General features: G+C 60.7%; 33 protein-coding genes. 6 read left to right on the forward strand and 27 right to left on the reverse strand.

The window, feature by feature from the left end; genetic code table 11:
- Nucleotides 1-27: 27 nt before the first annotated feature.
- From ACO06R_RS11880 to ACO06R_RS12000, 25 genes are all read right to left on the reverse strand, one after another.
- On the reverse strand, nucleotides 28-486 hold the full coding sequence (locus ACO06R_RS11880; protein WP_421849884.1) for an N-acetyltransferase: 459 nt from the start codon (nucleotides 484-486) through the stop codon (nucleotides 28-30).
- Nucleotides 483-737 (reverse strand): hypothetical protein, encoded by a 255-nt coding sequence (locus tag ACO06R_RS11885; protein ID WP_421849887.1) that lies wholly within the window; start codon nucleotides 735-737, stop codon nucleotides 483-485. Before ACO06R_RS11885 ends, ACO06R_RS11880 begins: the two co-directional genes overlap by 4 nt.
- Nucleotides 734-2,500, reverse strand: coding sequence for a hypothetical protein (locus tag ACO06R_RS11890; protein ID WP_421849890.1), 1,767 nt, complete (start codon nucleotides 2,498-2,500; stop codon nucleotides 734-736). The genes ACO06R_RS11885 and ACO06R_RS11890 overlap by 4 nt, the downstream gene beginning before the upstream one ends.
- 9 nt (nucleotides 2,501-2,509) lie before the next feature.
- Entirely contained in the window at nucleotides 2,510-3,040 is a 531-nt protein-coding gene (locus ACO06R_RS11895) for a hypothetical protein (RefSeq protein WP_421849893.1), read from the reverse strand.
- Nucleotides 3,040-3,888, reverse strand: coding sequence for a LamG-like jellyroll fold domain-containing protein (locus ACO06R_RS11900; protein WP_421849896.1), 849 nt, complete (start codon nucleotides 3,886-3,888; stop codon nucleotides 3,040-3,042). The genes ACO06R_RS11895 and ACO06R_RS11900 overlap by 1 nt, the downstream gene beginning before the upstream one ends.
- Nucleotides 3,888-4,853 (reverse strand): hypothetical protein, encoded by a 966-nt coding sequence (locus tag ACO06R_RS11905; protein ID WP_421849899.1) that lies wholly within the window; start codon nucleotides 4,851-4,853, stop codon nucleotides 3,888-3,890. The genes ACO06R_RS11900 and ACO06R_RS11905 overlap by 1 nt, the downstream gene beginning before the upstream one ends.
- Nucleotide 4,854: 1 nt before the next feature.
- Nucleotides 4,855-5,136 (reverse strand): hypothetical protein, encoded by a 282-nt coding sequence (locus ACO06R_RS11910; RefSeq protein WP_421849902.1) that lies wholly within the window; start codon nucleotides 5,134-5,136, stop codon nucleotides 4,855-4,857.
- A complete protein-coding gene (locus ACO06R_RS11915) occupies nucleotides 5,133-5,642 on the reverse strand; it encodes a hypothetical protein (RefSeq protein WP_421849905.1) in 510 nt (169 codons plus the stop codon). Before ACO06R_RS11915 ends, ACO06R_RS11910 begins: the two co-directional genes overlap by 4 nt.
- The gene (locus ACO06R_RS11920) at nucleotides 5,639-6,058 is read right to left on the reverse strand and encodes a phage tail fiber protein (protein ID WP_421849908.1); all 420 of its coding nucleotides are present in this window, start codon (nucleotides 6,056-6,058) and stop codon (nucleotides 5,639-5,641) included. The genes ACO06R_RS11915 and ACO06R_RS11920 overlap by 4 nt, the downstream gene beginning before the upstream one ends.
- A complete protein-coding gene (locus tag ACO06R_RS11925) occupies nucleotides 6,058-6,699 on the reverse strand; it encodes a hypothetical protein (protein WP_421849911.1) in 642 nt (213 codons plus the stop codon). Before ACO06R_RS11925 ends, ACO06R_RS11920 begins: the two co-directional genes overlap by 1 nt.
- Nucleotides 6,696-7,397, reverse strand: coding sequence for a DUF6682 family protein (locus ACO06R_RS11930; protein ID WP_421849914.1), 702 nt, complete (start codon nucleotides 7,395-7,397; stop codon nucleotides 6,696-6,698). The genes ACO06R_RS11925 and ACO06R_RS11930 overlap by 4 nt, the downstream gene beginning before the upstream one ends.
- Nucleotides 7,398-7,907 (reverse strand): hypothetical protein, encoded by a 510-nt coding sequence (locus ACO06R_RS11935; RefSeq protein WP_421849917.1) that lies wholly within the window; start codon nucleotides 7,905-7,907, stop codon nucleotides 7,398-7,400. It abuts the gene before it with no gap.
- A gap of 81 nt (nucleotides 7,908-7,988) precedes the next feature.
- Nucleotides 7,989-8,456 (reverse strand): hypothetical protein, encoded by a 468-nt coding sequence (locus ACO06R_RS11940; protein ID WP_421849920.1) that lies wholly within the window; start codon nucleotides 8,454-8,456, stop codon nucleotides 7,989-7,991.
- A gap of 18 nt (nucleotides 8,457-8,474) precedes the next feature.
- Nucleotides 8,475-9,578, reverse strand: a complete 1,104-nt coding sequence (locus tag ACO06R_RS11945) for a N4-gp56 family major capsid protein (protein ID WP_421849923.1) — start codon at nucleotides 9,576-9,578, stop codon at nucleotides 8,475-8,477.
- Nucleotides 9,579-9,660: 82 nt separating this feature from the next.
- Nucleotides 9,661-9,918, reverse strand: a complete 258-nt coding sequence (locus ACO06R_RS11950) for a hypothetical protein (RefSeq protein WP_421849926.1) — start codon at nucleotides 9,916-9,918, stop codon at nucleotides 9,661-9,663.
- Between the two features lie 69 nt (nucleotides 9,919-9,987).
- On the reverse strand, nucleotides 9,988-10,224 hold the full coding sequence (locus ACO06R_RS11955) for a hypothetical protein (RefSeq protein ID WP_421849929.1): 237 nt from the start codon (nucleotides 10,222-10,224) through the stop codon (nucleotides 9,988-9,990).
- 9 nt (nucleotides 10,225-10,233) lie between these two features.
- Nucleotides 10,234-11,217: a hypothetical protein gene (locus ACO06R_RS11960; RefSeq protein ID WP_421849932.1), complete on the reverse strand. Its 984-nt coding sequence runs from the start codon at nucleotides 11,215-11,217 to the stop codon at nucleotides 10,234-10,236.
- A complete protein-coding gene (locus tag ACO06R_RS11965; RefSeq protein ID WP_421849935.1) occupies nucleotides 11,214-13,451 on the reverse strand; it encodes a hypothetical protein in 2,238 nt (745 codons plus the stop codon). Before ACO06R_RS11965 ends, ACO06R_RS11960 begins: the two co-directional genes overlap by 4 nt.
- Entirely contained in the window at nucleotides 13,444-13,953 is a 510-nt protein-coding gene (locus ACO06R_RS11970) for a hypothetical protein (RefSeq protein WP_421849938.1), read from the reverse strand. The genes ACO06R_RS11965 and ACO06R_RS11970 overlap by 8 nt, the downstream gene beginning before the upstream one ends.
- Before the next feature lie 238 nt (nucleotides 13,954-14,191).
- Nucleotides 14,192-15,760, reverse strand: coding sequence for a hypothetical protein (locus ACO06R_RS11975; protein ID WP_421849941.1), 1,569 nt, complete (start codon nucleotides 15,758-15,760; stop codon nucleotides 14,192-14,194).
- Nucleotides 15,753-16,343 carry a terminase small subunit gene (locus ACO06R_RS11980; protein ID WP_421849944.1) on the reverse strand — a complete coding sequence of 197 codons (591 nt, stop codon included), beginning with the start codon at nucleotides 16,341-16,343 and terminating at the stop codon, nucleotides 15,753-15,755. Before ACO06R_RS11980 ends, ACO06R_RS11975 begins: the two co-directional genes overlap by 8 nt.
- A gap of 29 nt (nucleotides 16,344-16,372) precedes the next feature.
- On the reverse strand, nucleotides 16,373-16,624 hold the full coding sequence (locus ACO06R_RS11985) for a DUF2312 domain-containing protein (RefSeq protein WP_421849947.1): 252 nt from the start codon (nucleotides 16,622-16,624) through the stop codon (nucleotides 16,373-16,375).
- The gene (locus ACO06R_RS11990) at nucleotides 16,621-17,454 is read right to left on the reverse strand and encodes a hypothetical protein (RefSeq protein ID WP_421849950.1); all 834 of its coding nucleotides are present in this window, start codon (nucleotides 17,452-17,454) and stop codon (nucleotides 16,621-16,623) included. Before ACO06R_RS11990 ends, ACO06R_RS11985 begins: the two co-directional genes overlap by 4 nt.
- 89 nt (nucleotides 17,455-17,543) lie before the next feature.
- Nucleotides 17,544-17,801, reverse strand: a complete 258-nt coding sequence (locus tag ACO06R_RS11995; RefSeq protein ID WP_421849952.1) for a hypothetical protein — start codon at nucleotides 17,799-17,801, stop codon at nucleotides 17,544-17,546.
- 327 nt (nucleotides 17,802-18,128) lie between these two features.
- Entirely contained in the window at nucleotides 18,129-18,344 is a 216-nt protein-coding gene (locus ACO06R_RS12000) for a hypothetical protein (protein WP_421849954.1), read from the reverse strand.
- Between the two features lie 163 nt (nucleotides 18,345-18,507).
- Here ACO06R_RS12000 and ACO06R_RS12005 point away from each other — a divergent pair, with 163 nt between their 5' ends.
- The 6 genes from ACO06R_RS12005 (at nucleotide 18,508) to ACO06R_RS12030 (ending at nucleotide 20,992) form a co-directional block, all read left to right on the forward strand.
- Nucleotides 18,508-18,813 carry a hypothetical protein gene (locus tag ACO06R_RS12005; RefSeq protein WP_421849957.1) on the forward strand — a complete coding sequence of 102 codons (306 nt, stop codon included), beginning with the start codon at nucleotides 18,508-18,510 and terminating at the stop codon, nucleotides 18,811-18,813.
- Nucleotides 18,810-19,040 carry a hypothetical protein gene (locus ACO06R_RS12010; RefSeq protein ID WP_421849961.1) on the forward strand — a complete coding sequence of 77 codons (231 nt, stop codon included), beginning with the start codon at nucleotides 18,810-18,812 and terminating at the stop codon, nucleotides 19,038-19,040. The genes ACO06R_RS12005 and ACO06R_RS12010 overlap by 4 nt, the downstream gene beginning before the upstream one ends.
- The gene (locus tag ACO06R_RS12015) at nucleotides 19,037-19,489 is read left to right on the forward strand and encodes an HNH endonuclease (protein WP_421849964.1); all 453 of its coding nucleotides are present in this window, start codon (nucleotides 19,037-19,039) and stop codon (nucleotides 19,487-19,489) included. The genes ACO06R_RS12010 and ACO06R_RS12015 overlap by 4 nt, the downstream gene beginning before the upstream one ends.
- 95 nt (nucleotides 19,490-19,584) lie before the next feature.
- Entirely contained in the window at nucleotides 19,585-20,190 is a 606-nt protein-coding gene (locus ACO06R_RS12020) for an MT-A70 family methyltransferase (protein ID WP_421849967.1), read from the forward strand.
- Nucleotides 20,191-20,267: 77 nt separating this feature from the next.
- Nucleotides 20,268-20,786, forward strand: a complete 519-nt coding sequence (locus ACO06R_RS12025) for a putative immunity protein (RefSeq protein WP_421859361.1) — start codon at nucleotides 20,268-20,270, stop codon at nucleotides 20,784-20,786.
- A complete protein-coding gene (locus ACO06R_RS12030; protein ID WP_421849970.1) occupies nucleotides 20,783-20,992 on the forward strand; it encodes a hypothetical protein in 210 nt (69 codons plus the stop codon). Before ACO06R_RS12025 ends, ACO06R_RS12030 begins: the two co-directional genes overlap by 4 nt.
- On the opposite strand, the gene ACO06R_RS12035 is transcribed toward ACO06R_RS12030, so the two are convergent.
- The gene (locus ACO06R_RS12035) at nucleotides 20,970-22,229 is read right to left on the reverse strand and encodes an integrase (RefSeq protein WP_421849973.1); all 1,260 of its coding nucleotides are present in this window, start codon (nucleotides 22,227-22,229) and stop codon (nucleotides 20,970-20,972) included. The genes ACO06R_RS12030 and ACO06R_RS12035 overlap by 23 nt on opposite strands.
- Nucleotides 22,230-22,491: 262 nt before the next feature.
- On the reverse strand, nucleotides 22,492-23,244 hold the full coding sequence (locus tag ACO06R_RS12040) for a toll/interleukin-1 receptor domain-containing protein (RefSeq protein WP_421849976.1): 753 nt from the start codon (nucleotides 23,242-23,244) through the stop codon (nucleotides 22,492-22,494).
- Nucleotides 23,245-23,509 lie beyond the last annotated feature (265 nt).

The raw sequence follows: 23,509 nt of genomic DNA on the forward strand, positions 1-23,509 counted from the left end.
GCCGCACGTCATGCGCGATATGCCCCCTTATATCGCTTCGCGCCCGGAAATTCCAGCCAGCCGCAGATGCGATATCTGCCGGCACTCACGGGCAAGCAGCCCGAACAGCAACATGTCCTCGCCGTTCGGCCCTTCCTCGCGCATGACACCCTCCAGCGTCCAGCCGAAATGCACCGTGAACAGGAGCGAATCGGGGTTGTCCAGCGACACGGTGCAGGTCATGCGGTGATAGCCGCACTGGATGAAGGGATACGCCATCGCGCGGGTAATGAACTCCCTGGTGACCCACCGCCGCGAGCCGTCTGATACTGCATGAAACATGCAGGATCGACCGGTCGGATGCGTATAGAGACAGACGCCGACAATCTGCCCGTTGCGTTCGTGGCCGATGGCCTTCGGATCCTCGCCGAAATGGACGTCCGGCAGGCGGGCCTCGGCCCACGCGATCATTCGGTCGGGATCGTCGTAGACGTAACGCGATGTCATCTGAGCTTCTTGGAGAGATTTTCCGAGATCTGTTTCAGGCGCAGATGAAGGTTTCTGATATCGGATTGCAGCGCATCGAACTCGGCCTTCGTAGGGGTCGCGCCGGCGGCCGGCGCTGACTGCAGGCGGTCGATGAATTCGAGCGCAGGCGCCAGATCGGCGACACGCACCGCCTGGCGGCGGCGTGCTTCGGTGTTTGCGCTGCGCGAGCCATCCAGGACGTCCAACTTCTCCTTGTCGTTCGGATTCATGCGATCACCTTCAACTCGTCCACGTTAGTCGCCATCAAGATGCGGTCTATCTGGACATTGGCGGACACGTCGACTTCCCACTCACGCGCGCTTTTGCCACCCGGCAGGCGAACAACCTGATTGGTACGGGTCAGCGTGTGAAGCGGTTCCTTGTCGGCATAGACGGTAACGTTGACCGAATCGGGCGATTGGCTCGGCGGCATCTCCAGCGCGTCGCCATTGAGCGCGTAGGCGTTGACAAGGCTGGCGTTGAACGCGCCGCCGATGGGGCCGGCAGCGATCAGCGCGTTGTTTGCGGCCTCGATGGCCGCAAGTTCCGCCGCATAGGCCGACTGCTCCGTTTCCGAGAGATCGCTTTCGGCGTCGACAAGAATGGCAGCCATGTTCTCCGGTCGCGGCAGGGTGAACCGCTTGGACTTCCAATACAGCGTCCGTCGCGATGCGTCGTTGGCGTCGAACTGCTTCACATACCCGGTTTCCGGATCGACATAGAACAGGTCCGAGGTCGCCAGGTCATAACAAACCGCGCTGGCGCGCGTATCGGTGCGGATCAGGTAACCTTCACCGCTCGTGTCGATGATCATTCCACCCTTGTCGAGTTGGCCGGATGACAGGGTGCGTTCGTAGAAGGCGAAGTACCGGCCCGAAAGCTGCGCGGCGACCATGGACGCGGGATTGTAGGATTCCCAATCCCGCCGGTTGAAGAGGTTGCGCGTTGCGATCGAGAATCCGCCGGCTGCATCGACCGCGACAAGGCCCTCGTGGCTCGCATAAGCGATCGCATAGCCGAGATCGACAATCGAGCGCTTGTTGATGCAGGGCAGGTTCTGCTCCAGTTCGACTTCCTGCATCGTCTCCGGCGACGTTCCCTGGATAATCGATGGCTGGCCTGTCGTCATGACGACGACTGTGTTGCCGACCGCGCCGAGTCCCATGATGTCGTGGCTGACCGTGATGATGTATTTCTCCGGCCAGGCATGCGGCTGGTACGGCTCGCAGAAATAGACCTTGCGTCCGTTGAACGCCGCCATCATGCCGTTTGGGAGTTCGATCAGGCCTTCGAGCCCATCCGGCGGCGCGTTGTAGTCCGTGGACGGCAATATCTCCTGAAAGCCGTCGACGGCTATGTCGTCGACGAAATCCGCGCTCGAAGCCGTTCGCTCGGCGATCAGATAGAAAAACGTGCCGGTCTGGCCGGTTTGCGAGCGGTAGATGCGCTGTTTCGTGATGTTCCGGCCGGGCTGCGTCGCCGACACGTCTTCGAACCCGGAGAGCGTTACGGTTTCGCCGGATTGCCAGTCGATGGGATCGCTGGCCGGCGCGGGTTCCGATTCCTCGCCGAATCCGGTCACCCATGTGTACGTGTAGAGCCGCGTGATGATATCACCGGATCCCGAACCGGATTTGGCGGTCGATAGTGCTGACGCCGGCGGATTGAGAGCGAGATTGTAGTCGGTACTGCTGTGCCGCAGCTTCGGCACTCCGTCGCCCGTGTAATACAACCGGTCTTCGGCGACCGGCCCAGGCACCGCGTGCACCACAGTGTTCCATCCAAGCCAATCCGCGCCGTGCTTGAACAGCGTCTTCCAGCCAACTGCGATGGCCGCATCGTCGGTGTTTTCGACTGCGCTACGGCGCCATGGGGCAAGCGCGCCGTTATCAAGCCGCGTGTTGAATGCCGACTGCGCTGCCCGTTCATCAAGATAGCGCGGGACGATGCGCGGCTGTTCGCCGATGAACCCCTGCATGACTAAAGCGGTCATGGCGGTACCCTATGGCCAGTAGCTGTCAGCCGTGAAGTCGGCGGGGATCGGTGTCATCGCCTCGATCTCGTCGGACTTCGCGCGGATCGCCTTGATGGCGTCCCATGCGGCCTGTATCGCCGTTTTCTCCGCCGATTCCGCGCTCGTCAGCGCACGGGCGCTTTCGATGTTCAACAGATCGACGCCGCGCGCCGTCATGTTGGCCTGCTTCCAATCCGGATAAAGCGCGAGGATGCGTCGGCGCGCCTCGTCTTTCACCATGTCGACTGTAACGGCAATGTCCTGCCTGGTGCGGCTGACTTCAAAGCGGTTCGTCGATGCGTTCCAGGCGGGCTCACCCTTGACGATAGTCGTCTCGGCTGCGCCGGGGGTCGACTGATCGACAACATCGAGATCGGCCGTTCGCGCCAGGCCGATTGCGGCAAGTTCCGCATCGGTCCACTTCTCAGCGATGTCGCGAGGATGACGGATATCGTTGATCGGTTCACCGGCCCATTTCGCGCCGCGGCTGTCGTCGGCGTTCTTATAGTGCACGTCCATCAGGTCACTCCAAACCGGCCCTTCGTTGCGTTAAAAATCGCGTCTATGTTTGCAGAAGTTAGTGCTGTCGATAAGATCGCGGCAGCAGCCATACGGTCGCCATTGTCCATTGCGTATTCCTGATCGTCCGCGCCCAATTGTAATGCATGACTTGCGCCAGAACTCGAGGGGCTTGAATAAGAACCGTTGAAGGTGTCTTCAGCGTCATCGTTGATTTGGAAGAACGATCCGGAAGCGCCAGCCGCCTCATCAAGCGAGATCGCAACCAACTGCCAAGCGTTTTCTGTAATGGCCAGCGTACTGGTTTCAGTCTTTGCCCAGCTTCCGCTTGTCCCACGAGCCACGGTCAGTCTTAAGAAATTGCTTGGGTCCATGCGAAACATTACACCACGATGTGTGCTGTCTCCTGCGAGGCCCACTCCCATGACACACCTGGAACCTGAAGCACTTGAATGTGGGTAGACCCAAGCCAACGCCGTCCACGCGGCGTTGTTCTTGTGCAGGTTATCAACCCAAGCCGGGGTCCCCGATTTTAACTCCAAGCATTGCCAGGGTGAGGACGTACGGTCCCATTCGAAATACTCACCGTCCGACAAATCGCCTGCAGTACCATTAAATATTGGATCAGCACTCTCAGACGTCGAATATCGGCCACGCCAAAAGTCTTCGCCGTTGCCCGACAGATCAGATACAGTTTGACCAGAACCGGGGTAGCAATCGGACACGCCGAAATCGACACACATCTCAAGATTAGTCGTCAGCCCGAGGCTTTGGAGGACCTCGTACAGGTTTTGGTTGCCGCTCGCTGCTCCAGCAGCACCGATATTGGGCATCGTTCCCGGCAGCATCAGCTCACATCCAATACTGGTGTAATCAGGATTTTGGTGGCCGTGATCGCATCGAAGTACAAACAGTCCTCTGCATTCGCGGTTGGTGTCAGTGTCGGTGCAGTGCCGCCTGCAAACACGAAGTTCGAACCGAAACTGAGTGTCCGGTTTCCGGTGCCATCCTGTACGGTTCTGATCCGGCCTTTCTTGCCGACGATGACATTGGTCGGGTTATCAAGAGTGCCGTTACCCGTCAGTGTCACCGTGAAATCGACACCAGCGCCCATATCCCATGAAATGTTGGCCGCGTAGGTCAACGACACTTCGGCCATCGCGGACCAGACCTGATCCGTCGAAAGCCACTTGTCTGCCGTGTTGTTCCTGTACTGCGCTGCCGTCGCCTCGTCGGCAATGGCAACCTTGCCGGCCAACGCATTCGTCATGGTGGTCGCGAAATTCGCGTCATCGCCCAACGCGGCCGCCAATTCGTTCAACGTGTCGAGTGCGCCCGGCGCCGCATCGACAACATTCGCAATCGCCGTATCGGTTTCCGCCTTCGAGTACACGCTGAGCGATGTGCGAAAGGCCGCATTGTCGGCTGCGCCAAGCAGCGTTTGCACATTGGCGCTGGTGCTGACCCTGGCGGGGTCCATCGCGCCGGTGGTGATCCTGTCGGCGTTGCCGAACAGATCGGTGAATGCGCCGGCGGTCGCCCGCAATTCGACACGGGCACCTGCCGTGAACGCATAGGCTGTGGTGCTTTCCTGCGCGCGGGTCACCGTCAGATTGACGCCGGAACGCGCCGTACACCGCATGATCTCCATGTTGCCGGATGCATCGACCACGGTCACCGGAAACCAGTCGCCGCCGGACGGCGACGGGAATTTCCCTTCATCGCCCGATTGCACGCTGATCGTGGTCGCACCGGCGGTGATCGTCGATGCCAGTGTCGATGATGCGTTGTTGGCGAACAGCGCGACTGCCATGTCAGCACTCCTTCACGGTAATCTTGATGCACGCGGTCTTGGTGCGACCGTTTGCAGTGACGGCGGTTATCGTGGTGGTGGCAACGTCGCCGTTGCTGCCGCCGCTGATCCAGACCTTCACCTGGGTATCGGAGACGACCGTGGAGTCGATCGTCACGGTGTCGGCGGTTGCTGCCGCAGTGGCGCTGGAGATCGTATCGCCGGTCTCCAGCCAGCGCGCAAAGTCCACGTCATAGTCAAGCACATCGGCCGGTGCCTTGACGAAATGCGATAACACGCTCACGCAGACCTCCGTCGCTCGGGTTGCTTGGCGTCGTTGTCCGGCGTGACCACGGCAACGCGCGGTTCGCGTCGCTGCACGGCTTCCCGATGGTTTCCGCTGGGAAAGGCGGTACGCGACAACGGTGCGTTGAAGAGGCGATGCCAGGCCAGCGTCCCGGCGCCGGCGACCGTGACGGACAGGCCAGCCGCGGCGCATTTGATGATCGTCGCGCCCGCTCCGACATCCAGGAGCGTTGTCATCGATGCACCGGCGAGACCAATCCGGGTAGCCCTGGCGATGACATCAAGATCGGCGCTCAGCGCCGCCGCGCCGCATCGCGTCCGCGTCGCAACCGGACCAGGTTCGATCGCCGTGGCGAGCGCTGCGCCCGCGCGATGGCGCTGCGACGCAAGCGCGGCAACACCAATCGCTGCGTTTGCGATCGATGCCGCCTCTAGGACAAAGATGCCGCCATTGAGCGCATGCGCGTTGACCACATCGCCGTTGAATGCGCCGCGCCCGATCATGGATCCACCGTGATGTCGAGCTGTCCGACAGCGAACTTGATCTCGTCGGTGACCGCGACCGTCTTCGGCGCTGCCAATGCAGCGCCGAACAGGAAGTTGCCGCCGGACGCCGCATCCCAAAGACCGACATGCGTCACGATGACACTGCCGGCGCCGTCATTGGCCGCCCACAGAATCTCGTTGGCGTTTTCGGTAGCCTTCGCGCTTGCGGCAGCAAAAGCATCGGCCAGCGCGCCACCCTGGGCGGCTTCCTCGCGCGCATAGGCCGGCCAGGAGCCGGTGGATACCTCGTTTGCGCCGGTCAGACCGGGATCGGCGGTATGAAGCGAGACATACACACCGGTCGGTGCGGTGTAGGCAACGCCGCGCAGGACGTGGTTGAGCAGTGCGTTGCCTAGATAGGTGGAGGCCGGCATCAGAAATAGCTCCCTCGTGTGCGAAGCTTGCCGCGCGTGACGTTTTTGGCGGCCAAGACCTTTTCAGTGCCCATCTTCGCCATGAAATCAGCGTCAAGCTTCAGCGCGAGTTGCGGATTGGTGTATTCCTGTCCGGGTGTTTCGAGCGCCTTGGCGGCGGCTCCCCGGCCGATCGTCTCGGCGTGCTGCGACAGCAGTATCTCCGGCAGTGTCAGAGCCTTGCGCGCCGGAATGAGAATGAAATACGCGGTGATCGTGCCCGTCTTCTTGGGCACCACCGTAACGGTGTCCGGATAGAGTTGCGTGATGAAGGTGGGTGAACCGACCGCATCATCATCCAGCACTTCATTGCGCCAATTTGGACGATCCGTATCGAGATGGTGGACGGTTACCGCCTCCAGTCTCTGGTCCCCGAAGTCGGCGCGCTCGATCTCGAATATCTCCGCGTCGGCGATCGTCAGCAAACCCTCAGCGGCCGGTGTCGTGACCGTGATCGTGTCCTGCGACCGCCAGATCCGCGTCGTCCGGCAGAACTGGCGCGCTGCCTCTCGAATGAAGCGATGAGCGAGGGGTGCGGGAACCTGCGGGCAGAAGGTCCGCATCTCCGGAAGAAACTCGTCGATGTCGCTCATCCGGATCATGGCGCACCCCGGCGTGCGTTGGGCGATGTAGCCCCCTCGACCTGGATCTTGATGCCAACGGCCTCGGCAAAACGCTGATAGTGGTTCATGGCGCGCGCGGGTGCGCCATGCAGATCATCCTTGAGGAGGCAACGGTAGCAGAGATAGTCCAGCACCGGCACCGAATAGGGCTCCGGCAGGCCGATATCGCCGGCATAGGAATCAATGCTGCTTGCGTCGCCCGATGCGGTCAGCGGTGCGGGCAGCACGGACATGATACCTTCGATTTTTCCGGTGCCGTCATTGCCCGGATAGACATAGAATTGGAGCGGGTTGTCCTCGTCGAAGATGACATGGGTCACCGCCTTGCGTTGGCGGATATAGCGCTCGTCGTGCCAGTGAGGCTCCTGTGCATCGAGAATATTGCGACCGACCGGGGTGATCGCGGCACCGCCGGTCAGCGGAGACTCCGAGATGATGTTGCGCACCACATCGATAAGCCGCAGCGGTGTCGGCGTACCCGTTTGGGGAATGGCCTGAAGCGTGCCCGCGTTCAGAGCGATGACAGTGGTTTGCGAAGATGCTGACGGCTTGGCGAGGATGATCGCGCGAACCGCCTCATTGATCCAGTCGGCGCGCTCGGCAAGGGGCCAGCGGGTGTGGTCTGCGTCCGAGAGCAGGCCATCGGCCCGCTCGATGATCTCCTTGCCGGCCGGCATCTAGTCCTCCGCAGCGAGGATCGCCTCCACGATCATGTCTTTGTTCATGCGCGCCTTGACCGGCACGCCGAGGCGCTCGGCTTCGGCCATGAGTTCGTCCTTCGACATGTCTTCCAGCGGCTTGTCGGGCGCACTGTCGACGGCATCCGGGTCACTCGCCGTTGTTTCGTCCGCCGGGGGCGCGGTCTCGGCGGTGGGTTGCTTGCCTGTATCGGCATTGGCGGGTTCATGGCCCAGGCCAACCGGTTCGGGATCGGGCACCGGACCGCCGGCGGGCTCGACAGGCTCTGTCGGCGCGGGATCCTGCGCGGGACCGTCATCGGGCCACGATTCGCTCGGAGCGGCTTCCGGTTCGTATTTCCGGTAGGCCCAATCGGCGCTCAACAGGCATTGCTGGTGGCGGATGTCAGCGACTTCGGCGACATGATGGCCTTGTGAGTTGCGCTCGAACCGGTATGTCCGGCCCATTACATCGGTCTCGGCGTACCCAAGAATGCACTGGATTTGCATGCGTCTCTCCTCTTAGAGATCGTAAGGCGGCCGGAGCAGAGCCCCGGCCGCCTGCCTTCGCCAACCCCACATCCCTATGGGTTAGGCAGAAGCGTAGCAGACGGTCAGACCGATACTGCCCAATTGCCCCGTTGCGGCTGCTGCCGCGATTTTGACGCCGATGCCGCGCCATGCATCGGATTTCGCGACCCGGAAGGCGCTGGCAAGCGATGGACGGGCAACACCGCCGGCACGCGGCGTCGTGTCGCCATCGAGAAACTCGTCGCCGCAGGTACGGGAGGCATCGACCTCCTGCCACGCGCCGCTCATGATCCCGACATCAACATCGATCGTCGGCGTGCCGTGCGCATCGAGGTCGTCGCTGTCGAGAATCACGTCGACGACCTCGCAACCGGGCGGCAGGCCGACCATTTCGATGATGTCGTTGGCTGCGCCGGCGATTGCGGCGGTCACGGCATAGACCGCGCGGACGCGACAGACTTCTCCTGCGCCCATCGGCACGGGCTGTACCTGGGCGCCCGACGCGTAAGTGGAGTGGTAAAGCGTCATGGTAGTTCTCCGTCAGGTTTATGCGTTGGGATCGGCGGCCGCGGTATCCAGCGCGATCACCCCGAAGTCCCGGTTTTCAAACCGTGGCTTCTTGATGCCGATGATCAGACCGGCTGCGACAGACGGCTCGTTGCCATAATCCCGGTCAGGATCCTCCTCCCAGGACAGGCGGCGACCACGACCGGTTGTGCCGTATGCAACCGCACCAGCCTGGCGACCCATGAACAGCGCGCGGCTGGCTGCCACATCTGAGCCCGCGCCGTAGTCATTGAACCGGATCACGCTTTCATGGCAGTGCAGCACGCAATTTTTGATCATCCCCAATCCGCCGCGGAAGATCGGATTCTTGCGACCCTCAGCCGCCGCTGCCGCCTTCTGGATATCGATCCAGCCGGTGGTGTCGGCGGTGCGCAGATCGTGTTCTGCGAAGGTCGACATCAGGCACACGAAGTGTTTTGCGCCATCGATGTCGATCGGCACCATGCGCGCGGCGTTGGGATTGGTCGCGCGCATCATCCGGGCCTTGACTTCAGCCTTCTCGATGACGGTTTTGGTCATCTTGTCGGTGGCATCAAGGTCGCTCTTGGCGGTTGCGTCGCCGCCATACATCAGGTGGTCGCTGTCCGGTGCCTGGATCGCGTTGCCGGCATGCCCGGCATAGGTAGTCGGCTCGAAATAGTCCTCGTTGATGCCCCGCGCGCCGGACATGTAGATGAAGAACAACTCGTCGAGATAGCGACTCCAATACTCCGACAGCTTGGTGCGCGCGATCGTTCGCATGTTGTGGACGGTGCGTTTGCGCGTCATCTTGCCGCCGGCGGAAACGGCATGGCGCATCTGGTCGATCGAGATTGTGTCGGTGGCGAAGCGAAGCTGTTCTTCGCTGCCTTCGAGCCGGTTGTCACCGATCGTCGGGCGACCGCGAAGTTGCAGCGACAGGTCGAAGGAAATGGTGTCGCCGGCTTCCGACTCCAGATCGGTCAGGCGCTGAATCACCTTGTTTTCATCAGCGCCGACAAAGCGTTTGTCGAAATAGCTCTGCCTCGTGATGTCGAGGAAGAGGGAGGTCGACCACTTTTTCTGGGCTTTGGGATCGCCGAACGGAATGTTCGTAGCGGGCATGACGTGCAAACTCCTGATGGAATTAGCACGTCATGCGCGATCGCTCGTCTAATACCGCGATTTCAACGGGATGGCAAGGCGATCAGTCGGCTGCGGTGAAGTCGACATAATACGACCTGCCGCCTTCGAAGCGAGCGATTGCAGCCGGATTGGTCACCGTCATCTTGATCTCGCCAGAAGGTGTCCACCGTGACCATTCCTTGTTTGTCGTATCGTCTTCGCCTTGCGGATAGACGGGTTCGAAGGTGATCTCCGCCATGGTAGCGGCGGGATCTCCGCCCGGCGGGTTGTGAACGTATTCGATCTTCTTGCACCAGAACTTTGCACGGACATCAGCCATCGTCTTCTCCTTGTCAGCCGCTCGTTGGATATACCGGCCCGCATGGCGGCGAGTGCGGACCGGAACTGGTCAACCGGTTGCTTCGAGGATACGCGGTAGGAAGGGTTTGCGTTTTCCCGTTATCCCGTCCGTGAACCGGCGCGGCGCGATCCCGTCCGGGATGATCTTGATGGGAGTGAGACTCGAGGAAATGGCGACCTTTGCATAGTGGCCGCTCTTTTCCTCCAGCTTCAAAAATGCCCAATCGCCATCGTCGGGATCGCCGAGCGTGACACCTTGGCCGATTCGCAGGCTGAGTTTCAGCATGACGTTCCTCTAGCTCGAAAGATATTCTTCCCGGTCTGCATCCGATAGTGCGGCGACCGCGGCCTCGTGCGCTTCACCGGTCAGGCGGTCCAACTGGTCGAACTTGCCGCCGGCGGACGTGTCTTCGATGCCGCTGGCAGGCAGGCTGCCCAGGTTTGGCGGGATCTTCGGTGTGTCAGCATCCTTAACATCGTCCTTTTTGTCGGATTTGGCGGAGCGTCCGAATGCCTCCATCACCTGCTTGTGCGCTTGGCGAAGGAACTCCGGATTGTGCTGGCTTTCGCCTTTCTCTATGGCTGCTGTCTGCAGTCGGCGAACCTCGCGATCCAGCGCGTCGTAGAGGATGCCGTTGTTGGCGTACATGTCGTGTTCCTTGAAGAAAGCCGGAACGGTTTCGCCCGCCCAGGTCTCCTCGTCGGCCGCTTTTTGCGCCTGCCGCATCTCGTCGGATTTGGCCGCGAGCTTGATTTCCACGCGCAGATCATTGCGTTGATCGTCGATCGGGTCGAGCTGGTCGAAGTATTCCGTCTCCGTCAGTTCGCCGTCCTCGAACTTTTGCCGGAGTTCCTTCCGCTGCGTTTCAAGCGCCTCGAGCTGGCTCTGTGCGTCTTCCGGTGCCTTGAAATCAACAACAGGTGGGGCCGGTTTGTCATCCTGAGTGCGGTCTTCCTGCGTGGCGTCCTTGTCTTCGACATCGCCTTCTCGGTGATCAGCCGCAGTATGGTCATCCTTTCCATCGCTGCCATCCTTGTCAGCGTCGCGATCGTCGCCCTTGGTGTCGTCCTCGCCGGTTTGATCGCCTTTGGCGGTCTGCTCCGTCGCATCGTCGACATCCGCGCTCGCGTCATCGGCAATGTCCGTGTTGTTTTCGGCGTCGGTCGCCTCATCATCGGGCTCGGATGCGAATTCCGCGCGTTCCTCGTCGGTCAGCGCGTCAAGCACTTCATCATCGAAGTCATGGGTGGAATTGCCGGTTTTGGTGTCGGCGGTCATGGCTGGCTCCCGATTGGATGTGGGTTGTCGTGTTGTGGCGGCGGCAGGGCGGCGGGCTCTGCCGGACCGTCTTGTGGGGAATGAGCGGCGTTCGCACCTTGCTGCTCCTGGTCGGACCGCGAGATGAAACCGGCTTCATGCATGATGAGATCGGCGGCATCGGCGACGCCAGGTGCGGACATCGCCTTGATCGCGGCTTCCAGCGCCTTGTTCTGGGCATCAACGGTGACGCCTGGGATGCCAGCCATCGCCTTGCGCGCTTCGGCCAGCGCCTTTGCGGCTTTTGCGGCCTTTTCCTCAACCTCGGCGCGCATGCCAGCGCGCTGCAACTGCGCATCCTCAGCCGCCTGCTGCATCTGCGCCTGTTCTTCGGGTGTCGGTTCCTCGGCATCGGGATCGCGCTGGCCGGTCACCTGCCGGATCCGTTTCACGATCTCTTCACGGTTGCGCAGATCCATGTTCTCGACCACCAGATCCAGCAGTGTCAAAGCGACCTGCGGCGGAAGGGTCTTCATCACTTCCATGAGTTCGGCTGCTGCCGCTTCCCGCATCGAAGCCTGCCAGTCCTGTTCGGCGATGATGAAATCCGCCTTGGTGGCGGTGATGTCGTTTTCCGGCAATGCGTCATTGATCGTGACGTATTCGGGTGTCCCGCGCGAGTTGGTGATGCGGAACTGCTTTTCATCGCCCATGAACTGCTCGATAAGCGAAAGCTGTTTCTCGCCGGCCAGCTGGAGGGCCATGAGCAGGTGATCGAAGAACTTCATCGTCGCCAGCGCGCCCTGGTCCTGCCGGCGCTGGATCGCGATACCGCTGGTCGCGTTGGTGCGCCGGCCAAGGTTTTCGTCGGTGACGCCCGACGATTGCTGGATCATCGCAATCGAGCGGCTCATCAGGTCGAGATGGGCGGGCATCAGTTGGCGATCGGCGCCGAGTATCATCTCGGTACCCGGCTTCTTGAGCAGAACCGCGTCGGGCCGGGCGGCTTCTTCCTGGAAATCCTCCAGCGACATGCCTTCCGGCAACGCACCCTCGTCCATGATGACCTTGTTGGTCGACAGGATGTGCAAGGCCTTTGAGGCGCGCTTGTTCACGTCCTCCTGGATGTCGCGCAACCGGCGGATCATGCCATAGGGAAGGCCGTTGCGGCCGCGCCGATATCCCCAGATCGCGGTAAACGGGAACCTGTTGTGCCGATAGGGCGACACCGACCGCCACAGAAATCCCTGCGGCGTGAACAACGCGCAGTGCATGCGCATCGACAGCATCTGGTGGTGTTCGGCCTTGCCGCGATCCAGCGCCCAACGGTGGCCGCGTGAGTTTGGATCGAATATCTCGCCGGAGAACTCCGACCCGCGCAGGCTCGTCACCATCACCGGCTTGCGGTACCACATCTCCATGATGCGGACCCGGTCGCGCTGATATCCGAGGTTTGTGTTGCCGAGCAGCGAATTGGAATCGCGCTCATATTCGAGTTCCATCTGATCCATGGCGTCGTCGCCATAAATCTCCAGATCGAGAAAGTCCTCGACCTTATCGGCGCTGCGCTCGATCAGGCTGGCGCGCTGCGGGAAGATCGCAAGGGCGATGTCCATGTCGATCCACTTTGCGCGGATCTGATAGCGCGCATCGCTCATATCGAGGCGTTGGCACGTCGAGTCCCACAGCATGTTGCGCCAGCTCTCATGACGCCGGACTATCGGCTCGTTGGATCCGTCATCGTCGATTGCGTCCTCGATCCAGCCGATACCGACCTTCACCGCGTCCTCGAAGCCGCGCGACATCTCGAACGGCGAGCGGTTGACATCCGACAGGTACTTCATCAACTCGGTCTTGCGCTCGGCCGGTTTTGCGCCTTCCTTTCGGCGCGGCAGAACCTTGTGATCGGTGCGCCCCCGCCGTTCGGTGCCGGTGACCCAATCGACCGAGGCCGATATCACATTGTAGACGAGGGGCACCTGACCCCGATCGCGCAGGGTGGCGATGTCTTCTTTCGACCATTGTTCGTTGTCGTAGAAATCTTCGTCGGTTGCCATCTCGGCGCGATTGTCGCGTTGGCGGTCGACCTCGCGTACATAGGTGTCGAGCAGCCGCCCATGCTCTTCCTGCGCTTCTTCGGAATCGAGATTCGTGTCGGAAACCGGCACAGACGCCGGCGGAGTGCTATCCTGGGGGATTGGCGATCGGTACGGTTTGCGGCGCACCGAACCGTCTTCGGCCTGAAGATCAAACATCCTTGATCTCTATCTCCCTCGTCGCGCCGGAGGCCCGATCAGTGACTGTCAGGTCGCCGATCACCTGGCCTTTGTCGGGTGCCGTATACGGAGGGATGTGGAAGAGATCGCCGATATGGTCTTTGATCAATTCGCCGATACGCTTCTGTGTTCTAATATCGTGGTCGCTGAAACGCAACATGGAGGCGAATTCCCGCACGGTCTTCCAGGCGAGATAAGGATGACCGCGGTAATGCGTCGCGGGATCGAAATTCGCCAGCATGCCCTGCTTCTCGGCGTCTCTGCGATCCCTATCCATCTGTTCGTGTGACCACGGGATGTCGAAGACAAACGCGTTGTCGATCGGGACGATGCAAGGGACCGTCGCTTCATGGCGTTCGCCATTCGTCGGAATCAGCACCATGCACGGTCGGTTGCGCTCGCCGTCGATAAGCCATGTGCCGATCAGGGTGATGTCGCCGCGGACCCGGCGCCAGGCATAGTGGTTCAGGTCGAGTTCCATTTGCGCTCTCCTAGCCGAATATCCGCCCACGGCGTTGGTCGATCATGAGTTTCCGAGGTGGCGCCGGCGGTCGCGCGATCTGCAACTTCGCAATGAGAATATTTTGCGTGACGATATGAGATCGGAGCGTTGCGGCCTCCTTCTGCGACCGTTTTAATTCAACCTCCAGCTTCGCTATTTCCAGATATGCGCTGCCTAGATCGGATGGCCCTAAAACATTCATGGTTTCAGTCCCTTCTCACGCGGCCATGCCGCCGCGATTGCTTCGTTTTGGTCGGGTGGGGCGGCCTTGAGACTTGAACGCATGGCGCATCTGCGCATGTTGACGGAGCGCGTCGGCGGCATGCTGGTGGCCGTTGTCCAGCACACGGTTGATGAAGTGGCCGTGCGTCTGGCTCCACTGTTTCTTGAAGTTGTCCAGATGGTCGACGCCAGCAGCGGTGCGTTCGGCGTCGAAGCGGTAATACTGCATCGCCGGCCGCAACTCGTGGATGATGGCATTCTCTTCGCTGGGTGTGCGCGGGACGATTTCGATGCGGCGAAGGCCGAGCTGTTCGAGCATGTCTTTGGTGGTCAGAAGACGCTCGGCACCCTTCGCGCGATGGTTGGCGTCATGCGGCAGGAAATGCCGGCCCCACACATAGCCGAGCGACTGCATGTGCTGCACGGCGATGAGATAGGGTACTTCGCTGTCTTCCCAATAATCGATCCAGTCGGTCCACGGATCGACTTCCTGCGCAAACCAGATCACGATGTCGTCGGAAACGCCGATGTCCCAATAGGTGTCCACCGGGATGTCCGGCCTGTAGGGCAGGTGCAGGATGCGGCCCGTCGATCTGACGTTAGCCAACTGCGTCGCCAGCCACCGCCCCTTGGTCGATCCTTTCAACGCCTCTTCGATCGTCGACGGGTACTGCGACCACATGCTTTCGTTTTCGCCCGAGTAGTCGCTGTCGCGTTTCAGCACGTACCAGGCACGGCGTTCCTTCGAGATCGATCTGCCGATTTCGGCCTCGATGCGCTCGAAATAGGCGTTGTCCTCCTTGGTGATGATGGCGGCTTCGGTATCGCCGCGCGATGCACGGTATTCATCGGCATCCCACCAGGACGCGAAGTGGAGGCGATATTGCTGCTTGGCGAGCGGCCGTCCGATCTGCTGGATCTTCAGCGCCTGCTTGACCATCGTGGAGAATTCGTCGTCCGGGCTCTCGACCGTCGACTCCACGGTGATAACGCCATTCATGTCGACGCTCGCCAGCGAGCCTTCCTGAATCTCCTGGGCGCGCTGCGGGTTGGTCTTGGCTATCTTCCCGTATTCCGAGATGTGCAGATATTGCAGCGTCGTACCGCGCGTCGATGTCGCGACATAGAAGGACGAGCCGTTATCCCAATTCAGTTCGCTCTCGGTTTCCTTGGTGAGCGGATTTCCGTCGCGGATGATCTTCGGAAGGCGCGACCATGCGAAGGTGATCTTGTCCTTGAAGATACGGGTGGCAGTGTCGCGGTCCTGGGCGATGACTGCAGAGGCGGTCAGTGGCACGAAAATGCACGCGTCCAGCATCAGGATCTGCACAACCGTGGAAAATCCGCGCTGGCGCGCCTTGGGCACGACATTGCGATACCAGAGATTGTCGATGAACTTTTCCTGCTCCGGCCAGGGCTTGAACTTGACCTCTTTGCCGTCCTTGTCGCGAACCCAATAGAGATTGCAGATCCGCCAGCGCGGATCCCGGCAAGCCTCGACGATCTGATCGTCGGTCATCGCCTCGATCGGGATAGAGTACAGACTTGGCGCTGAATCAGCCATCGCGCGGTTTCACGCCCTGCGGGCGGTCCTGCGGGCGGATTCCGAGGCCGGAAACCTGTTCCATGAACGCCTTCGCCGGCGTGACCGTGGCGGAAAGATCGACCTGTTCCCTGAACGCGCTGATGTCGCCATGCTTGCCGATGAGTTCGGTTCGCTTGATGCGTTCCGACAGTTTGATCTTGACGACGCGGCCAACCGCGCTCCGGATCTCGGCGCCGTCCTTGTCCTTCGTGGTTTCGTATTCCTCATAGGTCTCGATTCCGGTGACCAGCCCGCGCTGGAAGACTTCGGGCCATTCGCGGACCGGCAGCAGGCAGTTATCGTCATCGTAGAGTTCGCCGATCTTCGCATCGGCTTCCTCGAACAGGCGTTGCAGCACCCATTTTGCGTCAAGGTCGAGCTGCTCTGATCGTTGCGCCATCGCGGCGCGGATTGCCGATTGGACCTCAACATTCTTCAACAACCGCGAGCCCTGGCTGTAAGCGGTTTTCCTGCTGTAATGGGCGCGAATGGCAGCCTGTGTCGCGTTCAGGTCGACAAGGAATTCCTTCACAAATGTCTTCTGCTTGTCGGTCAGCGCCATGGCGTCGATTCATCATCGGACCGCACCCGTCAGGACATACCGAGTGCGCTCTTGTAGATTTCCAGGATCGTTTCCAACTCCTCCCGTTCGTTAGCGTCCTGCTTTCGCAGGCTGACGATGGCGCGCAGCGCCTTGGTGTCGAATCCGCGGCCCTTGGCCTCGACGTAGACATCCTTGATGTCGTCGGCGACGCTCTTCTTTTCTTCCTCCAGGCGTTCGATGCGTTCGACGAACTGACGGAGTTCCGCGCCGGCAACAGTGGTGGTTTCGTGCTCGCTCATGCTGCTTTCGCCTCTTTGGGTGGATATGGCGCTTCGGGGAGAAATACGCCGCGTTCTTCCGTGCGCCGCCTGGCGTCTGCGCCATAGCGGTCCTCGATCCAGCCAATCCATTGCGTCCACCAGGGCGTGCCCGGCTTGACGATGAATCGGCCTTTGCCGTCGAAGGCCGGTGCGTCTGCCAGTACCCGCCAGCCGGTGGTCTCGAAGTAGGTGGTCATGAGTGCCGACTGGTCTTTGGCATACATCCATCGCCGCCATTCTGCGGCTTTCTCGACGATCAGCACCTGTTCGTCGGGATGGAACCGGCTGAAGCGGCGCAGGAGTTTCGTCGCCTTCTTCGGTTTCTTGTCGCCTGGCCAACCGGCGATCAGCGACGTGAACCGGTCATTGCTGTCGTGTTCGGGAAACAGCGAATGGGGGCTTTGGGGGTTTGTAGTTTGGGGATTTAGTAATGCGTGCGGTTTTTCCGTGTCCGGAGAATCCGGAAGTGGCTTTTCAGGAAATGGCGCGGCCACTTCCTGATTTTCAGGGCGTGGTTCTGCCAGTTCCGGATTTTCAGGAAGTGGCTCGGCCACACGCGGAACGAGGGGCAACTGGTCGGGAACAGGATCGTCGTAGACAATGTATTCGTGACTGGCGAATTGCGCCCGCGCGCCGCGTTTCGTCACCCGTTTCAGGTAACCCGTCTCGATCAGCCGGTTTAGCATCGCATAGACGCGATCACGGCCAACCCTTTTGCTCTCTCCGTCTCGAACACCACCTCCGGCATTGCGCAGGTTCTCGACATTGACCTGCCAATCGTGCGGTTTTGCCAGCAGGTAGACCAGCATCCCCCGTTCGGCAAACGACAATCGCGGATCGTCGGCTACCGCGTTGGGAATGATGGCGTAGTTACCCTTGCGCTCGCGTCTGATGATGGTCATGCGGATCGCGCCCTCGGTGCGGCCGATGACTCGTCCTGTTGGCCCCACAGTGACGGCGGGGCGGCAATCCCCTTGTTGCGCAGCACGGCAGTGTGCCGCATAAACCTGTTCGCCGGAAATGCGCCGCGGTGTTTCCAGACGGCTACGCGGTTTTCCGTCTCGCGCAGTTCCGCCGCCGCTTTTTCGGTACCGCCGAGTGCGTTGATAATGGCATCGACGCTGTTCAGGGTGAGGGTGTCATGTGTGCTTGCCATGCTCGCGAAAATATACATATTGTAACTTCACGGCAAGTGACGAAAGGCCAATCGCTTTGCGCAGCGTATCAGTTCAATATCGGATCATGGATGGTGGTTCTTCGATCAATGATGTCGCGGGCCGGCTGGTATTGCTGCGGCAGTGGGCGGGCTACGACAATCAGAATCAGTTTGCGTCGGCGACCGGTTTGACGGCCTCCGAACTAAATCACTATGAAACGGCCAGGCGAATGCTGTCGATGACGGCAGCCAACAAGATCAGACAAAGGTGGCGGGTGACATTGGACTGGCTATACCACGGCGACCGGTCGGGCCTGTCCGTCGAGGTCAATCGTTCTCTGCCTCTTTTGCCGCCGAACCTTCAGAAAGAAGCCTGATCACATTACGATCGCGGTTGCCGGCATCCGGTGACGCTGTTTGAATGAGCATTGCCCGCGCCATTTCAAGTAATTGCAGCGCTTCGTCGTCGTCCTCTGGAAGAAGACCGACAATCTGTGCTGCCTGACGCCGCATCCAGCCTTTTCCGTCTTTTCCGTCCTTCATTATTTCCTCTGCGTTATAGATATTACTATGCTTTGGTCCGAATCGTCCTGCAAGTGGGCGCTGCGCCTTTCGTGACGTATCGTTACCACATTTACAAATTGTAAATCTAGGGCTTGCGCAGTTTACAAAATGTATATTACATTGGTTCCAGCAGGAGCCAAGCATGAATATCGTCGCAGCAACAGAAACCACACGTCCGGCAACCATCGTCGATGCGCTGGCCATGTGGGGCGAGCAGTGGAGCGGGGATGTGCCGCCGGTCGATTCGACAGGCGACACGGAAGCCGATGCCAAACTCGCGCGCGTGTTCGATGACCTGATCCGCGTCGACAGCGATGACGATGCACTGCGCATCGTCCAGGATCAGCTCTTCCATACCGATCATTTTCCCGATCCGACGCGCGATATCGAAGCGTGGCGCCCGGTTCTGATGCGCTGGTGGCTTGCGATCTTCGAGGCAAGCCAATGAAGCCGCGCGAACTGACCTCTCAACAGGCTCAGATTCTGCGCCTGACGCTCACGCCAGCCGGCATGTCGCGGACCAGCCTGTTCGATGACGATGCGGTCATTCTCGATCAGTTGAAGATGATCGGGCTGTGCGGGTCCGGCGAGAACGCCGAGGGAGAAACCCGCTACAGCGCGACCGAACTCGGACGCGTTTCTCTGAGAGCATGGGACAGGAGCAATTCGCGTTGATCCGGATCCGCACCGTCTGCACGTCCAGTTCGCCCGCTGTGCGCCACGTCCACGCGCAGATTGATGCGGCCCGCGTCGTTGCCGCCGACCAGGTGGCGGTGACGCGCAAGTCGCATTCGCGCCGGACGCGCATGTGGATCTATCAGAAGGACAACGGCATCTGCTGTCACTGCGGCGAACCGGTCGATCGGCATTGCTTCGAAGTTTCGCATTATCCCCGGCCGCTCGCCATGGGCGGCAAGGATGTCGACTCCAATCGCCATCCGGCGCACCCCGCATGTCACGCGCGATGGACCGCCGAAGTCGATCAGCCGGCTATCGCGCGCGCCAAGCGCAAGCAGAAAATGCACGAGACCGGACGCGGCCGAAAACTCAAGGGCCGGCCGATGGCCGGCACGCGCGCCTCCGGCATCCGGCGGCGCTTTTCCGGAAAGACAGAGAAACGATGAATTGGCCACCCTCCCATCCATCCCCCTCAAACTCGCCGGGTGGCCAATCGCCGGCGGGCGCTCTTGCAACCGGGGCGCCCGCTGGTGAATTCACATTGCCCGATGGTCCGTTCGACCTGATTGTCGCAGACCCTCCGTGGCGCTTCGGACACTGGAAACTCAACCTTGACGACACCAAGGTGCGGGCTGTCGAGCAGCACTACCAGACGCAATCGCTGGAGTGGATCTGCGACTTGCCGGTCGCAGAGGTCGCCGCGCGCAACAGCCACCTGATGCTGTGGATCACCGGCCCGATGCTCGCAAGAGGGGTGCACGCCACGGTGCTGCAAGCCTGGGGGTTCGAACCGAGTTCGATCGCCTTCGTCTGGCTGAAAATCAACAAGAAATCCGTGCAGGGCCGTTTCTGGTCGCTGCCGCGCAAGGAAGACTTCTTCATGGGGCTCGGCCACACGACGCGGCAGAACGCCGAATATGTCGTGCTCGGCAGGCGAGGGCGCCCACAGCGTCATGCGCGCGACGTGCATCAACTCATCATCGAACCGCGCCGCGAGCACTCGCGCAAACCCGAGGCGTTCTACGTCGAGGCCGAGCGCTATGCCGGCCGTGATGCACGGCGGCTGGATCTGTTCGCCCGCAAGCAGCGGCCCGGCTGGACCGCCGCCGGCAATGAAATCGCGAAATTCGACGGGGTGGCAGAATGACACTCCCCACAGTGACCTATGAACAGTTGAAAGCACTCGGCCGGGGTGTGCCTTGCCTGCAGCGTTTCGTCTGGCTTATGGGCGGCGCGTTGAGGGGTGGCGCCGGGATAAGTGCCGCTCAGGCCCGCGAGGCTGGATGCACTTTTGGCGAAATTGCTTGCGTGGCTTGCCATATTGCCCAATCAGACGCCGAGGTTCAGCGCCGACTACGCCTTTGGATGGCGGATTGCGCGGCTCGGGTCCTGCACGTCTTTGAGGAAACGGAATCTTCGCACGCACCCAGAAGGGCAATCGAAGCCGCTCGGCAGTTCGCGCGCGGCGAGATAGACGATGCTGCGAGTGCTGCTGCCGGTGCTGCTGCGGGTGATGCTGCGAGGGCTGCTGCGACGGTTGCTGCGAGGGTTGCAGCGAAGGCTGCTGCGAGGGCTGCTGCGGGTGCTGCTGCGGTTGATCCTGCGACGGGTGCTGCGAGGGCTGCTTCTACGTGGGCTGCGCGGGATGCTGAAAGGGAATGGCAATTTGACCGCCTCATCGCATGGATGTCCGACGACGAGCCGGAAGACTGGCCGTTGCCCGAGCGCACGGGGGCAGAATGAGCGGTCCGGTCTCCACAGCCGACCTGGAGCAGGCGCTCGCCGCCTGCGCATATATCGTGCTGCAGCACGGCGATGCCTATGTCCCGCTGGTCGACCGGCTGGAAGACGAACTGGCCGAGCGGCGCAAGTGCGAATCCGCGCGCGTCCGCGCCGCGCGAATCCTCAACAGCATGTCCGTGGAGGTCACCCATGCCCTGGCGGGGTGAACGCGATCCGCGCGAGCCAGCTCTGTTTTTGCTCCAGCGACGGGCCAGCGCCGTATTTGGGCCTGATCCATTTGTGGCCCATCAGGGACGCGATTACCTTCTCCGGCGCTTCGACTGCGGTCAGCCGGTCTTCGAAGGTGTGACGCAGGCTGTAGAGGGAATGCGCGGGCGTCGGACGCAACCCGCGTGCCAGCATGAACTTGTTGACCAGCCCGCTCAGGGACGACGACTTGTCTCGATAGCGCGGGAAACCGTCTGGGTGCCGCATCGCTGCTTCAAGCGCGCAGCCGACCAGCGGAATATCGCGTTCCGATTGCCGCGTTTTCAGCGTTCGGCCGATCGGCCGCACACGCACATGCGGTGTATCGCCGGAAAGCCAGATCGTTTCCCGGCCCAGGTTGCAAGCCTCGACCGGGCGCAGGCCGGTATCCGCCACGATGAGAATGAGGTCTCGCGCCTCGTCGTTCAGATCGGCGAGAGCATCGGGCGCGAGAATCCGCTTCTGGACGAACTTGGCTGTAAACGCGGCGCGCGACTTGTCTTCCTCGCCCTCGATCCGCAGTTCGGCAAACACCTGTGTAAGATGAAGCTGATGCGCGCGGTCGACGGTCTTGAACATCTTCGAGAGCTGGCCGATCTCCTTGTTTGCGGTGCCGATGTCGCGGCCATCGGCAATGATGCGCTGCTGCCACCAAAGCCGGTAGCGCATTGTGTCGTCGCGTGTGACTTCGCTCAGCGCCTTGTCGCCGATGATATCGGTCAGATTGGCGATCGCTCGCCTGCGCGTGTTGCGCCAGATCCGCAGTTGGTCACGGGACATCTTCGCCAGGCTCGCGCTTTGCAGGTTCTCGAACTCGGCGAGCAGGTCCGACAGTTGCAACTTGATCCGCGGCTCACCGCCGAGCAGGGCGGCGACCTCCGGCCCGTCTTCGACCGAACCGCGGTCAAGCAGTATCTGGACGCGGGAGACAAGATCGGCGATCGGGCCGGCGGCGATTTCGTCGGCCGTCTTGTAGGTCAGACCGAAGGACCGGATGCGGCGCTGTGCTGCCTCGAAGCGTGTGCGCGCATCATCGGACCTTCCATCGCGCAGGTTGCGCCAATAGGCTTCCAGTTCGGCATCGAGTTGTTTCACGACTTCGGTCGCGTGAACCCCGCGCGGATCGTCGGCGACGGCGATGGTGGTGGAAATCCGGACGGGTCGCCGCTTGTCGAGATGTTCAAACTCTTTCGGCACGCGCCGCACCAGATACCAGGTGCCGTCGCGTTTGTGTGGTTTGAGAGGACGAGAGCGTCGCAGTTGGTTGCCTCCTCGCAAAAGTGCGCGCCGGAATATACAAAATGTAATCAGATTTGTGCAACATACTGTGCAACATTGCAATTCTTAAGATGTTGTAATCATGAGGGTTTGATGCTGAATACGATTCCCTTCGCCCGCTCCATTGGTCACCCTGAGCTTGCTCGAACTCGATGACCGAGGCGGTGTCACTTGAGCGGCCCTATGGAATGAGTTTTTTCAGGCCGGGACGGCTGCCTTCGCCGGACTTCCGCGGCTTTAGCCTTGCGGTGGCGAGCACCCTCTCATTGTCTCTGATTAGCTGTAGGAACTCTTCGTCGGAAAGGCTCAAGCCGGTACTGGACCGCAAACGTTCAAAGCTTGCCATTTGGTAACCTCTGGTGTTGAGATAGTTGAGCACCTTCTTCACGCTGGAATCTTCGAAGCTTCGACTGATCGTGTCAATCGAACTGGCGTCGGCCTCTTCGGCGGTTTCGATTTGAAGGATGGCTTCGCTCAAGCGTTTCCACGGTAAGTTGTGACGGTTCGAAAAATCGATGAGCTGCGTATCGCGCAACTTCGAGTGCGGGTCGCAATCCTCCAACAGCGCGCCGATAACGGATATGCCGAGACCGAGCGCATACGCCCATTCGTATGTCACATAACCGGAACTGACAGAGTTCGAACTCAAGGCGACGACAACCGCCCGGCTCTGCGAAATCGCAGCGTCGATGGATTTGCGCCACTCCGCACCGGGTAAGATACTGGTCTGGTCCCGCCAAACCTCGATTCCCTCTTCCTTGAGTTGCAAAACAGCAAGCTCGGCGAAGAAGTGATCATGCGTAGAGTAGCTTAGAAAGACCTTCTCCATGGATACCTCCCGGCTCGCCCGTACTCCATCGAAGCAAGGTAGAACGGAAAAGGCAGACCAGTACAGCCCGGTCGACAGGTCGAAGGTTATCATGCCGTCGATCACCGTGTTTTCGGTTTGATCGATCTGAACGCATCGACGTCCGAAGATAGGTCTATCGCTTCGTTCCCAACCATTTCTGGCACGAACCTTGCACCACACGTCTCTCCCTGAAGTCGCTCGGCGATTACTCCATCACCTCGGTCAGCGCGCGCGTCTGTTCGAGGATCCGGGCGGGCTGGACTGTATCGCCATGGTGGCACCGCTGGTGGAACGCCAGGAAAACCGGATCCTCAAGCCGCTGTTTTGATGTTTCGTACCGTGGCGCGGT

The sequence above is a fragment of the Oricola sp. genome, from assembly GCF_965230365.1.
GTDB lineage: Bacteria > Pseudomonadota > Alphaproteobacteria > Rhizobiales > Rhizobiaceae > Oricola.

Bases quoted from the DNA above. Each gene is read 5' to 3' on its own strand.
- ACO06R_RS11880 (WP_421849884.1), bottom strand. From the start codon at position 486: ATGACATCGCGTTACGTCTACGACGATCCCGACCGAATGATCGCGTGG.
- ACO06R_RS11885 (WP_421849887.1), bottom strand. From the start codon at position 737: ATGAATCCGAACGACAAGGAGAAGTTGGACGTCCTGGATGGCTCGCGC.
- ACO06R_RS11890 (WP_421849890.1), bottom strand. From the start codon at position 2,500: ATGACCGCTTTAGTCATGCAGGGGTTCATCGGCGAACAGCCGCGCATC.
- ACO06R_RS11895 (WP_421849893.1), bottom strand. From the start codon at position 3,040: ATGGACGTGCACTATAAGAACGCCGACGACAGCCGCGGCGCGAAATGG.
- ACO06R_RS11900 (WP_421849896.1), bottom strand. From the start codon at position 3,888: ATGCTGCCGGGAACGATGCCCAATATCGGTGCTGCTGGAGCAGCGAGC.
- ACO06R_RS11905 (WP_421849899.1), bottom strand. From the start codon at position 4,853: ATGGCAGTCGCGCTGTTCGCCAACAACGCATCATCGACACTGGCATCG.
- ACO06R_RS11915 (WP_421849905.1), bottom strand. From the start codon at position 5,642: ATGATCGGGCGCGGCGCATTCAACGGCGATGTGGTCAACGCGCATGCG.
- ACO06R_RS11920 (WP_421849908.1), bottom strand. From the start codon at position 6,058: ATGCCGGCCTCCACCTATCTAGGCAACGCACTGCTCAACCACGTCCTG.
- ACO06R_RS11925 (WP_421849911.1), bottom strand. From the start codon at position 6,699: ATGATCCGGATGAGCGACATCGACGAGTTTCTTCCGGAGATGCGGACC.
- ACO06R_RS11930 (WP_421849914.1), bottom strand. From the start codon at position 7,397: ATGCCGGCCGGCAAGGAGATCATCGAGCGGGCCGATGGCCTGCTCTCG.
- ACO06R_RS11935 (WP_421849917.1), bottom strand. From the start codon at position 7,907: ATGCAAATCCAGTGCATTCTTGGGTACGCCGAGACCGATGTAATGGGC.
- ACO06R_RS11940 (WP_421849920.1), bottom strand. From the start codon at position 8,456: ATGACGCTTTACCACTCCACTTACGCGTCGGGCGCCCAGGTACAGCCC.
- ACO06R_RS11945 (WP_421849923.1), bottom strand. From the start codon at position 9,578: ATGCCCGCTACGAACATTCCGTTCGGCGATCCCAAAGCCCAGAAAAAG.
- ACO06R_RS11950 (WP_421849926.1), bottom strand. From the start codon at position 9,918: ATGGCTGATGTCCGTGCAAAGTTCTGGTGCAAGAAGATCGAATACGTT.
- ACO06R_RS11955 (WP_421849929.1), bottom strand. From the start codon at position 10,224: ATGCTGAAACTCAGCCTGCGAATCGGCCAAGGTGTCACGCTCGGCGAT.
- ACO06R_RS11960 (WP_421849932.1), bottom strand. From the start codon at position 11,217: ATGACCGCCGACACCAAAACCGGCAATTCCACCCATGACTTCGATGAT.
- ACO06R_RS11965 (WP_421849935.1), bottom strand. From the start codon at position 13,451: ATGTTTGATCTTCAGGCCGAAGACGGTTCGGTGCGCCGCAAACCGTAC.
- ACO06R_RS11970 (WP_421849938.1), bottom strand. From the start codon at position 13,953: ATGGAACTCGACCTGAACCACTATGCCTGGCGCCGGGTCCGCGGCGAC.
- ACO06R_RS11975 (WP_421849941.1), bottom strand. From the start codon at position 15,760: ATGGCTGATTCAGCGCCAAGTCTGTACTCTATCCCGATCGAGGCGATG.
- ACO06R_RS11980 (WP_421849944.1), bottom strand. From the start codon at position 16,343: ATGGCGCTGACCGACAAGCAGAAGACATTTGTGAAGGAATTCCTTGTC.
- ACO06R_RS11985 (WP_421849947.1), bottom strand. From the start codon at position 16,624: ATGAGCGAGCACGAAACCACCACTGTTGCCGGCGCGGAACTCCGTCAG.
- ACO06R_RS11990 (WP_421849950.1), bottom strand. From the start codon at position 17,454: ATGCTGGTCTACCTGCTGGCAAAACCGCACGATTGGCAGGTCAATGTC.
- ACO06R_RS11995 (WP_421849952.1), bottom strand. From the start codon at position 17,801: ATGGCAAGCACACATGACACCCTCACCCTGAACAGCGTCGATGCCATT.
- ACO06R_RS12000 (WP_421849954.1), bottom strand. From the start codon at position 18,344: ATGAAGGACGGAAAAGACGGAAAAGGCTGGATGCGGCGTCAGGCAGCA.
- ACO06R_RS12005 (WP_421849957.1), top strand. From the start codon at position 18,508: ATGAATATCGTCGCAGCAACAGAAACCACACGTCCGGCAACCATCGTC.
- ACO06R_RS12010 (WP_421849961.1), top strand. From the start codon at position 18,810: ATGAAGCCGCGCGAACTGACCTCTCAACAGGCTCAGATTCTGCGCCTG.
- ACO06R_RS12025 (WP_421859361.1), top strand. From the start codon at position 20,268: ATGGGCGGCGCGTTGAGGGGTGGCGCCGGGATAAGTGCCGCTCAGGCC.
- ACO06R_RS12030 (WP_421849970.1), top strand. From the start codon at position 20,783: ATGAGCGGTCCGGTCTCCACAGCCGACCTGGAGCAGGCGCTCGCCGCC.